Source organism: Campylobacter sp. US55, assembly GCF_004378955.1.
Taxonomy (GTDB): Bacteria; Campylobacterota; Campylobacteria; order Campylobacterales; family Campylobacteraceae; genus Campylobacter_D; species Campylobacter_D jejuni.
In genome coordinates this window covers 152,061-165,952 of the sequence record NZ_RYYF01000003.1, presented here as the reverse complement: position 1 = coordinate 165,952, position 13,892 = coordinate 152,061, and the positions used below count along the sequence as shown (strand labels likewise).

Here is a 13,892-nt window from a genome sequence, read left to right as displayed (position 1 = left end):
TAAGTGGTTGCAAAAGCATTGACACTTAAGAAAGTGACAATAGAAAGTCTAAACCAAAATTCTCTATACCCCCCCCCGTGAAGTTAAAAAGCTTAATAGCTGGCATAGATGTCCTTGAATATTGATTATTATATTTTAACTATTTAACATTATTTGTAAATATTATTAAAAGTAAGGGTAATTATAATTATAATATTCTTAAATATATTAATTATAAATAAAATATTTAAATAATATTAATAATAAAAAGTTATTTTTTAATTTTATTTTTATAATATATTTAATATTGTTAAAAAGCTTCATTAAATTAAGATTGGACGGAAATTTTAATATAAGCTAAAAAGCGATATCAAAGAATTTCCGTTGTATAATCTAATGTTTTTTAAATATAAAATATTTTTTAAGGTAAAGCGATGAAAATGCGTGTGTATTATGAAGATACTGATGCGGGTGGAGTGGTGTATCATAGTAATTATTTAAAATTTTGCGAGAGAGCAAGAAGTGAAATTTTTTTCAATAAAAAAGTAGATATTTTTGATGCGTCTAAGGGTCATTTTTTGCTTACAAAAGCAAATTGCAATTTCTTAAAACCTGCAAAACTTGGAGATATGATAGAGATTAAAACAAAAATTTTAGAAGTCAAAAATGCTTCTGTGGAAATTTTACAAGAAATTTATAAAGATGAAATTTTGCTTTTTAAAATGGAATTAACTTTAGCTTTTATTAAAAACGAAAAACCAGCTAGAATGAATATGCAGTTAAAAAAGCTCTTTGAAGAATTATTTTAATTCTTCAAAGCTTGCTTGTGTGCCTTGCATAAGCCGCACTTTGTAATCAACTTGAGAATTTTTGATTTTCTCATTAAATAAACTTTCGCTTTTTTTATTTAGGAATTCGGTATAAAAGTAATCAACTCCTATGCTAGAAGCATAAGCAATCCAGTTATAATCTATACTTTGATTAAAAATTTCATTAAGATAGACTAAGTTATCATCGTGGTTATTGATAGAATTAGCAATGATGAAATTTTCTCTATCTCCTTGTTGTGTTAAACTTAAAAATGTTGGATTATAGTTGATTTGAGTGGATAAAAGCACATAAGGATGAATGTTATAAATTCTTAGTTGAGAACTTGCTAGAGCTGTTTTGATCAATGGAGTGTTAAAAAATATTGAGGCATTATTAACTCCTCCTTGTGATCTTAAAAGCCTGCTAAAATCAAGCTTCTCGCCTTCTATGGTATATATTCTAGCATTATTATTTTGAGCAAGAATTCTTGAATTTAGATTGCTTGATAAGGCAGAACCATCGCTAAATATTGCGATATTAGCATTTGATTTGCTTAAAAGTGTGGCAATTTGAGCATCATAGTCAATACTTCCAAAAATAATATTTTGATTTGAAATTTGTATGTTGTTTTTATGGATAGTCGGTATGAAAATTTTCATATTTCCTGAGTAATTTTTCAACTCATTAGCACCTTTTAGAGTAAATCCAGCTATGGCATACTGATATCCTTGAGCTTGTGCTGCATCAAGTGCGGCTCGAATTTTATCATTATCTTCTGTACCGGTTAAAAAAACTTTTACTTTGATTTCAGCTCTTTGTCTTAAAAGATAGGCTATGCTTGAATTTATTATAGTATTTGAGTAGCTTTTTATGGTTTTTTCTGGGATAATTATCGCAAGTTTAACAGAAGTAATTTTTTGAACATTTTTTTCAAAATCAGTAATGGAATTTAATAATTTTACATAAACATTAGATAAAAATTGATCGTTTTGATCTACAAATTCACTTAAAAAACTGAGATACAATCTTGATTCTAAAAGATCAAAAAGACAGTTTGTGTTGCATTCTTGAACGCTTAATTTAGGATAAAAATTTTCAACAGGTTTTACATCGACTAATTTTTGCTCTTTTGCATTAAGCAAAAAGCAAGATAAGAAAAATATTAAAAATATTTTTTTCATAAAAATCCTTTAATTTTTTTTAAATCTTGTATGAAATTTTTTTCATAACTTGGATTTTTTTCTATAAAATCTAAATCATAACTTGGCATTATGAAAAAATTTTTATAAGCAAAAACTTCACCTTTTAAAATGTGATAATCTTTAAATCCCAAGCTTTTAAATGTGTATTCTCCTAGACAAAGCAAAAAAGCAGGTTGAATCAGTTTTAGTTCGTTCCAGAAAAATGGCAAGCAAGATTGTAGCGAAAAATCATCAAATTTTCCATTACAAAAACATTTAAATAAATAAGAAAAATAAAAATCTTCATCGCAAAGCCCTAAAATTTGATAAATATAGTGTTTTAATTTTTCACCTTTTTTTGAATTAAGTAAAATTCCACTTTCATTTTCACTCTTTTGCCCAAAAACATCAAGAATTAGCAATTTGGCATTTTTTATCTTAGGTTCCATAAGACTAAATTTTCTTGTTTTGGAAAATTGGCATAAGGTGCAAGATGAAACAAGTTGTTTTAATTCTTGAAAATTTTGTACTTGTTCAAAGTGGTTCATATGTGTATCAACAAACTTAAATCCCATAGCTTTTAAATAATAAAGACTTCTTATCATAAATCACACAATTTTTCTAAATTTTCTCCACTTAGACGATAATTTCTCCATTGTTTAAGATGTTTAGCGTTTAAACTTTCATAAAAATTAATACCTAAAATATTATCATTTAAGCAAACCCAGTCGAGTCTTTTTAAATTTTCTTTTTTGCAAATTTCTCCTAAAAATTTAAAAACAGTTTTTCCATAACCTTTTTTACGAAAATCTTCTCGTATATAAATATCTTCAAGATAAATTCCACCGCTGCCCCAAAAAGACGAAAAAGTATAAAAATAAATCATATAACCTATAGTTTTTTCATTTTCTTTTAACAAAAAAGCACGAGCAAATTTATTTTTTAGTAAAGAATGTTCTAGTTTTTCTTTCGTGCATTGAAGAAAATCTAACATATCTTCGTATTTTGCAAATTCTATGATCATTTCTTGTAAAATATCTAAATCTTCTTGTCTTAAATCAATAATTTTAAATTCTGACATTTTTAACCTTTTAAAAATAATTTCAAAATTTATCAAAAGAATTTAAAAATTACTCTTAATCAAAAGCAATTTATAAGTAAGATTAAGATAAAATACAAGTTTATTTTATAATTTTTTAAGGAAAAATCAAATGAAAAGAACTTATCAGCCGCATGGCACCCCAAGAAAACGCACTCACGGTTTCCGTGTTCGTATGAAAACTAAAAATGGTCGCAAGGTGATCAATGCAAGACGTGCTAAAGGTAGAAAAAGACTTGCTGTGTGAAAAATTTTGATAAATTTAGCACAAACGAGGAATTTTCATCTGTATATAAAGTAGGTAAAAAATGGCATTGCGAAGGTGTGATCATTTTTTATCTGAATAGTTATGAAAAAAAAATAGCAGTTGTTGCTAGTAAAAAAGTTGGAAAAGCAGTGATTAGAAATCGTTCAAAACGAATTTTAAGGGCTTTGTTTGCTAAGTTTGAAAGATATCTTCAAGATGGCAAATATATTTTTGTAGCTAAAAATGAAATCACTGAACTTTCTTTTTCTAGGTTAGAAAAAAATCTAAAATGGGGATTGAAAAAACTAGAATGTTTCAAATGATATGCCTAAAAATACTCCGTTTTTATCAGAAATTTTTAAGCCCTTTAAAACCCGCTGCTTGTAGGTATTATCCTAGTTGTTCTGAGTATGCGCTTTGGCAGTTTCAAAAAAAGAATTTTTTTCTAGCTTTTTTTTCTACTTTTTTTAGAATTTTAAGATGTAACCCTTTTTTTAAAGGGGGTTTTGATTATCCTAGAGTTTCTAAAAATTTTTATCCTATGAATTTATGTTTTAAGCCTATATTTTTAGCAAAAAAACAACTTTGTTTTTTATATATACCTTATAAAAATAAAAGTTTTTATCTTATAAAAATCATCTTTAAAAGGACAAATCAGTGAATAATTCAAATAATATTTTTCAGCAAAAGCGTATACTTTTAGCTGTTGTGATTTCTTTTTTATTTTTTGTTGTTTATGATTATTTTTTCATTCCAAAGCAACCTTTAAAAATAGAACAAAACATTACACAACAAAATCAACAAAACACAAGCATAAATAACACTCCTAATATACAAAATACCACCACAAATACTCCAAGTGCAGCTTTAGTTTCGCAAGATAGTGTGATATCTAAGGTTCAAAGCAAGCATTTTGAAGCACAAATTGACTCTTTTGGTAGAATTTCTGCTTTTTATTTGAAAGATAAAAAATACCAAAATGAGAAAGGAGAATTTATAAATCTTGTTAGCAAGGAAAATAGTCCTTATCCTTTAGAAATGCGTTTTAGTGATCCAAGTATTAACTCAGAGGCTTTTAAAATTCCTTATGTTGCTAACTCTAGCAATCTTTTTGTTGATGAAAATGGAAGTCAAGTTTTAAAACTCACTCAAAATCTTTCTGGATTGAAAATCGAAAAAGATATTACTTTTTATCCAAAAGGAAATTATGAGATAGAAGTTAAACTCAGCAAGAATGCAAATTATTTTATAAGTCCAGGATATCGTCCAAATATTGCCGTAGATAGTTATACAGTTCATGGTGCTTTGGTAATGGATAATAAAGAAACCATCGAAACTTATAAAGATGGAGATGTAGAAAAGGATGAAAGTGCTAATAATGTCGTAATGACTTCGGCTTTTGATAGATACTATGCAACTTTCTTTTATAATTTTGATAAACCTTTAAATGTGGCAATCAGCAAGGATGCTAATAAAAACCCTATAGTTTTTGCTTATAGTGATAATGAATTTAAAGCAGGGGGTTATATAGGTTCTAAAGAACATGTGATTTTAAGAAGTATAGATCCACGCCTTGAAGCAGTTGTTGAATATGGTTGGTTTACTTTTATTGCTAAGCCTATGTTTGAGTTTTTGAATTTCTTGCATCAGTATATAGGAAATTGGGGTTGGGCTATCGTTGTGATGACTTTAATTGTGCGTATTATTTTATTCCCGCTAACTTATAAGTCTATGATTTCTATGAATAAACTTAAAGATCTTGCTCCTAAAATGAAAGATATTAGAGAGCGTTACAAAGGCGATCCACAAAAAATGAATATGCACATGATGGAGCTTTATAAAAAACATGGTGCAAATCCTATGAGCGGTTGTTTGCCTATACTTTTACAAATTCCTATTTTCTTTGCTATTTATCGCGTTTTGCTTAATGCTATTGAGCTAAAAGCAGCTCCTTGGGCGTTTTGGATAGATGATTTATCGGTAATGGATCCTTATTTTATTTTGCCTATTTTAATGGGTGCAACGATGTTTTTACAACAGCTTATTACACCTATGACTATGCAAGATCCTATGCAAGCTAAGATTATGAAATTTTTACCAGTGATTTTTACTTTTTTCTTTATCACTTTCCCAGCAGGACTTACGCTTTATTGGTTTGTAAATAACCTTTGTTCTTTGGTTCAACAATGGGTTATCAATAAAATATTTGCTAAAGAACATCACAAAAAACAAGTGGAGCATGAAAAATGAAAATCGAAGCCATTGATCTTCAAAGTGCCTTAACAGAAGCTTCAAGAAGTTTAGAATGTTCTGTTATGGACTTAGAATATGAGATTATTCAGCATCCAAGAAAAGGTTTTTTTGGATTTGGAAGAAAAAAGGCAATTATAGAGGCTAAAGCAAAAAAAAGGATTTTGAAAAAAAATCCTAAAAAAGAATTTACAAGTTCAAAAAATCACAAACCAGAAACACATGAGCCAAAACAAGAAAACAAGATTGAAATAAAAAATGAAAAAAATAAAAGTCAAAAAGAAAAATACACAGTAAAAAGTGATGAAATTTTTGATAGTTTTCATCGAGAAAGCAAAGGAGTGCGTAATACTCAGGATATTTTAGATGAGATTCGTATTCAGCTTGCAAAACTTTTAGAAAGCTCCCAGTTTAAAATAGAGCTTAGTGAACTTAAAATGTATAATGAAGATTGTGTTTTGATTCGATTGGATGGGGAAGATGCTGCTTTGATGATAGGCAAAGAAGCACATCGTTACAAGGCTATTTCTTATCTTTTGCATAATTGGATCAATTTAAAATATAATCTTTTAGTACGCCTTGAGATCGCTCAATTTTTAGAAAATCAAATTCAAGGTATGCAGCTTTATTTACAAAGCGTGATTGAAAAAATTAAAATTCATGGACGCGGACAAACCAAACCTTTAGATGGGGTTTTGATAAAAATCGCTTTAGAGCAGTTAAGAGCTGAATTTCCAGATAAGTATGTAGGAATTAAGCAAAATAATGATCAAAGATTTGTTGTAATAAACGACTTTTTCAAAAAAGATGAGTGATACTATAGCGGCTATTGCCACAGCTCATGGTGTGGGTTCGATTTCTATTGTAAGATTAAGCGGTGAAAGGGCTTTAGAATTTGCCTTAAAGCTTAGCCACAAAACCAAACTCACCCCCCGCCATGCTACTTTTACAAAACTTTTTAATCAAAATAATGAAATTATCGATGAAGCTATAATGATATATTTTAAAGCCCCTTATAGTTTTACAGGGGAAGATATAGTAGAGTTTCAAACTCATGGAGGATTTAGTGTGAGTGAAGTTTTACTCGAAGAACTTGTGAGTTTAGGAGCAAGACTTGCTTTAGCAGGGGAATTTAGCAAAAGAGCGTGTTTAAATGGCAAAATGACTCCTTTAAAAGCTTTAAATATACAAGATCTCATACTTTCAAAATCTGCACTTGCAGCTAAAATTATAGCACGCAACATGCAAGGAAACTTAGGAGAACTTTTAGAAAAAATTCGCACAGATTTGGTTAAAACCTTGGCTTTTGTAGAAACTAGCATTGATTATGCTGATGATGATTTACCTTCTGATTTATTAGAACAAATTTCTACTATGTGTGAAGAAAATTCTAAAATTTTAAAAGAAATTTATACACTTTCTCAAAGCAAAAAAGGACTCATAGAAGGTTTTAAAATCGCTATTGTAGGTAAGCCAAATGTAGGCAAATCTTCGCTTTTAAATGCCTTGCTTTCTTATGAAAGAGCTATTGTTTCAGATATAGCAGGCACCACTCGTGATACTATAGAAGAGAGCTTTAAATTAGGAACGCATTTATTACGCATTATAGATACAGCGGGTATTAGGGAAAGTAAAGATGCTATAGAACAAATCGGCGTAGCTTTAAGTAAAAAAAGTTTAGAAGATGCAGATATTATTTTGGCAGTCTTTGATGCTTCAAGAGTGCAAGATAAAGAAGATGAGAAAATTTTTGACTTATTGGCAAATACTGATAAAAAAATCTTTTGGATTTTAAATAAAAGTGATTTAGAAAATGTTTTCAAAAATACTCAAAATAAAAATTTTATCAAGCTTAGTGCTCAAAAAGACATCACTTTGTTAAAAGAAGAATTGCAAAATTATCTTAATTCTTTTGATAGCGAAGGTATTATGGTAAGTTCTTTAGATCTTATTAATGCTTGTAAAATTTCAAGTGAAGCGATTTTTAGAGCTAAAGGGCTTTTAGAGGAAAGTTCTTTAGAACTTTTTGCTTTTGAACTTAATTTAGCTATTAATGAACTTGCAAGATTTACCAAAGATTTTCAAAGAGATGAAATTTTAGACGAAATGTTTGGTAATTTTTGTTTAGGAAAATGAAAGGATAAAAATGGATAAAGAAACCATAAAAGCACATAAAATCAGCGATGAAGAATATGCACAAATTTTAGAAATTTTAGGACGAGAACCAAATCTGTTAGAACTTGGGGTTATTTCTGCGATGTGGAGTGAGCATTGTTCTTATAAATCCAGCAAAAAATATCTTAATGGTTTTCCAACTAAAGCACCTTGGGTGATTCAAGGTCCAGGTGAAAACGCAGGGGTTATTGATATCGGGCAAGGTATGGCAGCAGTTTTTAAAGTAGAAAGTCACAATCATCCTAGCTTTATCGAACCTTTTGCAGGTGCGGCTACAGGAGTAGGGGGAATTTTGCGTGATGTTTTTACTATGGGTGCAAGAGTGGTTGCGGGGCTAAATTCTTTAAAATTTGGCGATATTCATGATGAAAAATGCGGCAAACATCAAAAATACCTTGTTAAAGGTGTGGTAAATGGAATTTCTCATTATGGAAATTGCATGGGTGTGCCAACTATAGGTGGAGAATGTGCTTTTGATGAGTGTTTTAATGGAAATATCTTAGTTAATGCCTTTGCTTTAGGGATTTGTAAAAGTGAAGATATCTTTTATGCTAAGGCTGAAGGTGTAGGAAATCCTGTGATTTATGTGGGTTCAAAAACAGGGCGTGATGGACTTGGTGGAGCGGTTATGGCAAGTGATAGCTTCAATGAAGAAAGCAAATCTTTGCGTCCTACAGTGCAAATTGGCGATCCCTTCAGTGAAAAACTTCTTATGGAGGCTTGTTTAGAGCTTTTTAAAACCGATTATATTGTGGGTATTCAAGATATGGGTGCTGCAGGGCTTACTTCAAGTTCTTTTGAAATGGCAGGAAGAAGTGGCAGTGGCATGAAACTTTACTTAGATAAAACTCCTATGCGTGAAAGCGGTATGACCCCTTATGAGTTAATGCTTAGCGAGTCCCAAGAAAGAATGCTTATTTGTGCGAAAAAAGGCTATGAAGATAAGGTTATAGAAATTTTCAAAAAATGGGATTTAGATGCTGTGGTTATGGGTGAAGTTACCAATACAGGAAAAATGGAGCTTTTTTGGCATGATGAGCTTGTAGGACTTATTCCTATCGAGCCTTTAAGTGAAAAAGCGCCGATTTTAAGCCGTCCTATAAGTGAGCCAAGGTATTTAAGTGAAATTAAAGACTATAAATTTGAGTTAAAATCAAGCGTTCAAGAGCTTTTTATACAAATGCTTCAAAATGAAAATATTAATAATAAAGCTTTTATTTATGATCAATTTGATTCAAGCGTGCAAACCAATACCATAAAAGCTGATGGAAAATTAGGTGCTAGTGCTATTCGTATCAAAGAAAATGGTGCAAGTGTGGCTATGGCTATAGAATGTAATTCACGCTTAAATTATGTAAATCCTAAAATAGGAGCAGCTTTAGCAGTAGCTTCTGCAGGAAGAAAAGTTGCTTGCACAGGAGCTAAGCCTTTGGCAATAAGTGATTGTTTAAATTATGGAAATCCGCAAAATCCTGAAGTGATGTGGCAATTTGCACAAGGTTGCGAAGGTATTAAAGAAGCTTGTAAAGAGTTAAATACCCCAGTAGTAAGTGGCAATGTTTCACTTTATAATGAAACTGAAGGCGTAAGTATTTATCCAAGTCCTACTATAGTAAGCGTAGGGGTTTTAGAAGATGCAAATAAAACCTTAAAAGCTAGTTTTGAAAAAGAAAATTTAAGCGTTTATCTTTTAGGTGAAAGTTTAGGAGAATTTGGCGGATCTATGGTAATGAAAATCCAAGATAAAAAAGTATCAGGAAGTCTTAAAGAGCTTGATTATAAAGCTGAACTTGCACTTTGGGATTTACTTTATAAAGCCAATCAAAATTCTTTACTTGAGTGTGCCAATAGCGTAGGAATAGGGGGTATTGCTATGACTTTGGCAAAAATGTTTGCTATTTCTAGTGTAGGTGCAAATTTAACAAGTGATTTTGATGATGAAAAAATGATTTTTGATGAGAGTGCAAGTCGTGCTATAGTAGGACTTAGCAAAGAAAATGAAGAAGCTTTTTTAAATTTAGCTAAAGAATTTGGAGTAAAAGCTTATAAATTAGGTGTGAGTACAAGCCAAAAACATTTTAAACTTGATAGCATTGAGTTAAGCAAGGCTGAACTTGATAAGCTTTATTTTGAAAGTTTTAAAGAGCAAATCCAATGACTTTAGTTTTAATTATACTCGTTGTTTTGGTGTTTTACTGGTATTATAAAACTTGGGGAAAACAGGATTTTTTAAACTCAGCTACAAAAGGAGCCAAAGGCTTTGCTAAGGGTTTTGCTCGTGGGGTTATGGAAGAAAGAATGGATGAGTTTAAAAGGCGTATGAATTACTATATTATCGCACTTTTGGCAAAAATTGCAAAAAGCGATGGCAGAGTAAGTGAAAATGAAGCTGAAATGATCAAAGATCTTTTAGATGCAAATGCTAAAGATGAAAAAGAAAGAGCTTTTTTAAAAGCAAGTTTTAACGAACATAAAGAAAATTTAAGCGATGCTTTTTATGTGGCAAAAGATTTTTTAAAAGAAGTGCCTTTACCTAAAAATGAGCGTTTTAATGTCTTGCGTGTGCTTGTTTTTATGGCTTTAATCGATGCAGATTTTAATGCTAAAAAGCGTGAAATTTTAGAGCAAATCGCTAAAGCCTTTGATATAGCAAAAAGCGAACTAGACGCTTTTATAGCAAGTCTTTCAAATTTAAAAAGTACTAAAAAAGAATTAAGTCTTGATGAAGCTTTTGCTATTTTAGAACTTCCAAATAATGCGGATTTAAATGCGGTAAAAAAACAATACCGCAATTTAGCAAAAAAATACCATCCTGATATTTTAAACGCAAACAATGTCAACGAAGAAGAGCTTAAAATCGGCGTAGAGAAATTTCAAAAAATCAACGAAGCTTATGAAAAAGTTAAAAAACATTTAGAAAGGTAAAAATGAGAGCATTACTTAGTGTGAGTGATAAAGAAGGCATAGTAGAATTTGGCAAAGATCTTGAAAATTTAGGTTTTGAGATTCTTTCAACTGGGGGGACTTTTAAGCTTTTAAAAGAAAATGGAATAAAAGTTATAGAAGTGAGTGATTTTACAAAGAGTCCTGAGCTTTTTGAAGGGCGTGTGAAGACTTTACACCCTAAGATTCACGGTGGGATTTTGCATAAAAGAAGCGATGAAAATCATATCAAACAAGCAAAAGAAAATGAAATTTTAGGCATTGATCTAGTTTGTGTAAATTTATATCCTTTTAAAAAAACTACCATCATGAGCGATGATTTTGATGAAATTATAGAAAATATCGACATAGGCGGACCTGCGATGATAAGAAGTGCAGCAAAGAACTATAAAGATGTGATGGTACTTTGCGATCCGCTTGATTATGAAAAAGTGATTGAGACTTTAAAAAAAGGTCAAAATGATGAGAATTTTCGTTTAAATTTGATGATAAAAGCTTATGAGCATACGGCAAATTATGATGCTTATATTGCAAATTATATGAATGAACGCTTTAACGGAGGTTTTGGAGCGAGTAAATTTATAGTAGGACAAAAAGTATTTGATACAAAATATGGAGAAAATCCACATCAAAAAGGGGCTTTATATGAGTTTGATGCCTTTTTTAGTGCAAATTTCAAAGCCCTTAAAGGCGAAGCAAGTTTTAATAATCTAACCGATATTAACGCAGCTTTAAACTTAGCTAGTAGTTTTGATAAAGCTCCAGCTATTGCTATAGTAAAACATGGAAATCCTTGCGGTTTTGCTATAAAAGAAAATTTAGTACAAAGCTATATGCATGCTTTAAAATGCGATAGTGTCAGTGCTTATGGGGGAGTGGTTGCAATCAATGGAACTCTTGATGAGGCTTTAGCAAATAAAATCAATGAAATTTATGTAGAAGTAATCATCGCAGCCAATGTAGACGAAAAAGCTTTAGCTGTGTTTGAAGGTAAAAAACGCATTAAAATTTTCACTCAAGAAAGTCCGTTTTTAATCCGCAGTTTTGATAAATATGATTTTAAACATATTGATGGGGGTTTTGTGTATCAAAATAGCGATGAAGTGGGCGAAGATGAACTTAAAAATGCCAAGCTTATGAGTCAAAGAGAGGCAAACAAGGAAGAATTAAAAGATCTTGAAATCGCTATGAAAATAGCAGCATTTACCAAATCAAACAATGTTGTTTATGTAAAAAATGGTGCTATGGTGGCTATAGGTATGGGTATGACAAGTAGAATCGATGCAGCAAAGGCAGCAATCGCTAAAGCTAAAGAAATGGGGCTTGATTTGCAAGGTTGCGTTTTGGCAAGTGAAGCCTTTTTTCCTTTTAGAGATAGCATAGATGAAGCAAGTAAAGTAGGGGTTAAGGCTATAGTAGAACCAGGCGGAAGTATAAGAGATGATGAAGTGGTAAAAGCAGCCGATGAGTATGGTATGGCGCTTTATTTTACAGGAGTAAGACATTTCTTACATTAAGTTTAATGGAATGTTATGTTTTTTACACATAATTCAATAAAAATTAAATAAATTATGTGTAAAATATTTCCGAAAAATTTTATTTTTAGGAAACTATGATGTTTAAAACTATAGGATTTAAGGTTTCTGCTGCAATTTTTGTGGTGTTGCTTATAAGTTTTATTGTAATGCAAGTGATTTTAAATTTGGATTTTACAAATACTGCCAATAAAATGAGCAGGGCAAATTTAGATACCGTAAGTACTTCTGTTTTTCAAACAATGAGAATGGCTATGAATTTAGGAGATCCTGAAAAAATTAAAGAAGCCATTGAAGATGCAAAAAGTATAGAGGGTATTAGTGATATTAAAATTTATCCTTCAAAAGATACTATAGATCTTTTTGAGATGAAAGCCCCTCAAATTTCAAATGATAAGTGTATTATAGAACAATTTTCAAATCCTAAAATTCAAGCTTTAGAAGAAAATGTAAATGGTGTTGTGCATTTAAGATTGATACGCCCTTTGATTGCAGATGAAAGTTGTGTTGCTTGTCATGCAAATGCTAATGTAGGGAGTGTGATAGGGGTTATGGATATATCGCATTCTTTAGAAGGTGTTCAAAAAGATATAAGTAAAACCAGTCAATCTTATATTATAATATTTACTATTGCTTTGATTTTTACCCTTTGTGTGGTTCTTTTAATGCTTAAAGTTGTTGTTGGAAAGCCTGTTTTAGAGCTTTTAAATCATGCTAAAGAATTAGCTCAAGGAAGTGGCAATTTAAAAGCTCGTATTTCAGTTAAAGGTCAAGATGAAATTGCTTTAGCTTGTGGATATATCAATCAATTTATCGAAAAAACTCACAAGGCAGTTAGCGGTGCAAGTCATAATTCAAAAAATGTAGAAAAACAAAGCAATCTTTTAAATTCAAATGCTATTTCTTTAAGTGATATCAGTTCACAAAGTCATAAGCAAATAGATCAAAGTTTTAAACTTGGTGCAAATGTTGGCAATGAACTTGGAGAACTTGCTAGTTTGTCAAATAAGGCAAATAGTGCCAATGAAAAATCCTTTTTATTATTAGAACAAATGCTTAAATCTTTGTTTAATGTTGCTAATAAAGTATCAACAGTATCCCAAAATGAAAATGAATTGGCTAAAAAAGTTGAAAACATGGTCAATCAAGCAGGCAATATACAAAAAGCAACTCAAATGATGGATGAGATCGCAGATAAAACCAATTTACTATCCCTAAATGCTGGCATAGAAGCAGCTAGGGCTGGTGTCTTTGGACGAGGTTTTTCTGTAATTGCTGAGGATGTTAGGCAGTTGGCTCAGAACAGTGAAGAATTTTTGGGAAATGTAGCTCAAATTACAAAAGAGCTTTTGCAAAGTATTAATGAGGTTAGCGCAGAATTAAAGAAAAATGCTCAAAGTGTACAAGCTTTAAATGATGACACCACTTTATTGGTTAATGATGCTAATGAGGTTAAATTATGTAACGAAGATGCTAGGGCTTTGGTAACTCAATGTACTGAAAAAATAAAAATTTCCCAAGAGAATATACAAAATTTACTTTCTCGTATGCAAGAAAATGTTGAAGTAAGTGAAAAGAATGAAGAAATTTCTAAAATTCTACTTCAAGTTGCAGATGAGTTAAAAATAGTGTGTCATAATCTCGAAAGCGAACTTAACCAATTTCAAATTTAA

Annotated in this window: 14 protein-coding genes; 11 read left to right on the top strand and 3 right to left on the bottom strand. The window is 30.7% G+C overall.

Annotation, left to right across the window (positions count from 1 at the left end; all coding sequences use genetic code 11):
- The first annotated feature begins 413 nt into the window (after nucleotides 1-413).
- Nucleotides 414-788 (top strand): thioesterase family protein, encoded by a 375-nt coding sequence (locus tag ELQ07_RS03475; protein WP_070300814.1) that lies wholly within the window; start codon nucleotides 414-416, stop codon nucleotides 786-788.
- On the opposite strand, the gene ELQ07_RS03470 is transcribed toward ELQ07_RS03475, so the two are convergent.
- From ELQ07_RS03470 to ELQ07_RS03465, 3 genes are read right to left on the bottom strand one after another with little or no spacing between them, the layout of a single operon-like run.
- Complete coding sequence (locus ELQ07_RS03470; RefSeq protein ID WP_208359322.1) at nucleotides 780-1,970, bottom strand: hypothetical protein; 1,191 nt, start codon at nucleotides 1,968-1,970, stop codon at nucleotides 780-782. The two genes, ELQ07_RS03475 and ELQ07_RS03470, sit on opposite strands and share 9 nt — an antisense overlap.
- The gene (locus ELQ07_RS08250; RefSeq protein ID WP_070300812.1) at nucleotides 1,967-2,575 is read right to left on the bottom strand and encodes a uracil-DNA glycosylase family protein; all 609 of its coding nucleotides are present in this window, start codon (nucleotides 2,573-2,575) and stop codon (nucleotides 1,967-1,969) included. The genes ELQ07_RS03470 and ELQ07_RS08250 overlap by 4 nt, the downstream gene beginning before the upstream one ends.
- The gene (locus ELQ07_RS03465) at nucleotides 2,572-3,051 is read right to left on the bottom strand and encodes a GNAT family N-acetyltransferase (protein ID WP_070300811.1); all 480 of its coding nucleotides are present in this window, start codon (nucleotides 3,049-3,051) and stop codon (nucleotides 2,572-2,574) included. Before ELQ07_RS03465 ends, ELQ07_RS08250 begins: the two co-directional genes overlap by 4 nt.
- Nucleotides 3,052-3,181: 130 nt before the next feature.
- Here ELQ07_RS03465 and rpmH point away from each other — a divergent pair, with 130 nt between their 5' ends.
- The 10 genes from rpmH (at nucleotide 3,182) to ELQ07_RS03415 (ending at nucleotide 13,892) form a co-directional block, all read left to right on the top strand.
- A complete protein-coding gene (rpmH, locus tag ELQ07_RS03460) occupies nucleotides 3,182-3,316 on the top strand; it encodes a 50S ribosomal protein L34 (protein WP_002776864.1) in 135 nt (44 codons plus the stop codon).
- On the top strand, nucleotides 3,313-3,639 hold the full coding sequence (gene rnpA / locus ELQ07_RS03455; RefSeq protein WP_002934425.1) for a ribonuclease P protein component: 327 nt from the start codon (nucleotides 3,313-3,315) through the stop codon (nucleotides 3,637-3,639). The genes rpmH and rnpA overlap by 4 nt, the downstream gene beginning before the upstream one ends.
- A complete protein-coding gene (gene yidD, locus ELQ07_RS03450; protein WP_002865962.1) occupies nucleotides 3,636-3,977 on the top strand; it encodes a membrane protein insertion efficiency factor YidD in 342 nt (113 codons plus the stop codon). The genes rnpA and yidD overlap by 4 nt, the downstream gene beginning before the upstream one ends.
- Entirely contained in the window at nucleotides 3,974-5,566 is a 1,593-nt protein-coding gene (gene yidC / locus ELQ07_RS03445; RefSeq protein ID WP_134224737.1) for a membrane protein insertase YidC, read from the top strand. The genes yidD and yidC overlap by 4 nt, the downstream gene beginning before the upstream one ends.
- Nucleotides 5,563-6,381: a Jag N-terminal domain-containing protein gene (locus ELQ07_RS03440; protein WP_070316494.1), complete on the top strand. Its 819-nt coding sequence runs from the start codon at nucleotides 5,563-5,565 to the stop codon at nucleotides 6,379-6,381. The genes yidC and ELQ07_RS03440 overlap by 4 nt, the downstream gene beginning before the upstream one ends.
- The gene (mnmE, locus tag ELQ07_RS03435; protein WP_002866894.1) at nucleotides 6,374-7,702 is read left to right on the top strand and encodes a tRNA uridine-5-carboxymethylaminomethyl(34) synthesis GTPase MnmE; all 1,329 of its coding nucleotides are present in this window, start codon (nucleotides 6,374-6,376) and stop codon (nucleotides 7,700-7,702) included. The genes ELQ07_RS03440 and mnmE overlap by 8 nt, the downstream gene beginning before the upstream one ends.
- A gap of 10 nt (nucleotides 7,703-7,712) precedes the next feature.
- Nucleotides 7,713-9,899, top strand: a complete 2,187-nt coding sequence (gene purL / locus ELQ07_RS03430; protein ID WP_002934422.1) for a phosphoribosylformylglycinamidine synthase subunit PurL — start codon at nucleotides 7,713-7,715, stop codon at nucleotides 9,897-9,899.
- Entirely contained in the window at nucleotides 9,896-10,666 is a 771-nt protein-coding gene (locus ELQ07_RS03425; protein ID WP_002934420.1) for a DnaJ family molecular chaperone, read from the top strand. The genes purL and ELQ07_RS03425 overlap by 4 nt, the downstream gene beginning before the upstream one ends.
- Before the next feature lie 2 nt (nucleotides 10,667-10,668).
- Nucleotides 10,669-12,201, top strand: a complete 1,533-nt coding sequence (gene purH / locus ELQ07_RS03420; protein WP_070316493.1) for a bifunctional phosphoribosylaminoimidazolecarboxamide formyltransferase/IMP cyclohydrolase — start codon at nucleotides 10,669-10,671, stop codon at nucleotides 12,199-12,201.
- Nucleotides 12,202-12,299: 98 nt separating this feature from the next.
- Nucleotides 12,300-13,892 carry a methyl-accepting chemotaxis protein gene (locus ELQ07_RS03415; protein ID WP_070316492.1) on the top strand — a complete coding sequence of 531 codons (1,593 nt, stop codon included), beginning with the start codon at nucleotides 12,300-12,302 and terminating at the stop codon, nucleotides 13,890-13,892.

Bases quoted from the DNA above. Each gene is read 5' to 3' on its own strand.
- rpmH (WP_002776864.1), top strand. From the start codon at position 3,182: ATGAAAAGAACTTATCAGCCGCATGGCACCCCAAGAAAACGCACTCAC.
- mnmE (WP_002866894.1), top strand. From the start codon at position 6,374: ATGAGTGATACTATAGCGGCTATTGCCACAGCTCATGGTGTGGGTTCG.
- ELQ07_RS03465 (WP_070300811.1), bottom strand. From the start codon at position 3,051: ATGTCAGAATTTAAAATTATTGATTTAAGACAAGAAGATTTAGATATT.
- ELQ07_RS08250 (WP_070300812.1), bottom strand. From the start codon at position 2,575: ATGATAAGAAGTCTTTATTATTTAAAAGCTATGGGATTTAAGTTTGTT.
- ELQ07_RS03425 (WP_002934420.1), top strand. From the start codon at position 9,896: ATGACTTTAGTTTTAATTATACTCGTTGTTTTGGTGTTTTACTGGTAT.
- ELQ07_RS03475 (WP_070300814.1), top strand. From the start codon at position 414: ATGAAAATGCGTGTGTATTATGAAGATACTGATGCGGGTGGAGTGGTG.
- yidD (WP_002865962.1), top strand. From the start codon at position 3,636: ATGATATGCCTAAAAATACTCCGTTTTTATCAGAAATTTTTAAGCCCT.
- ELQ07_RS03415 (WP_070316492.1), top strand. From the start codon at position 12,300: ATGTTTAAAACTATAGGATTTAAGGTTTCTGCTGCAATTTTTGTGGTG.
- ELQ07_RS03440 (WP_070316494.1), top strand. From the start codon at position 5,563: ATGAAAATCGAAGCCATTGATCTTCAAAGTGCCTTAACAGAAGCTTCA.
- purH (WP_070316493.1), top strand. From the start codon at position 10,669: ATGAGAGCATTACTTAGTGTGAGTGATAAAGAAGGCATAGTAGAATTT.
- purL (WP_002934422.1), top strand. From the start codon at position 7,713: ATGGATAAAGAAACCATAAAAGCACATAAAATCAGCGATGAAGAATAT.
- ELQ07_RS03470 (WP_208359322.1), bottom strand. From the start codon at position 1,970: ATGAAAAAAATATTTTTAATATTTTTCTTATCTTGCTTTTTGCTTAAT.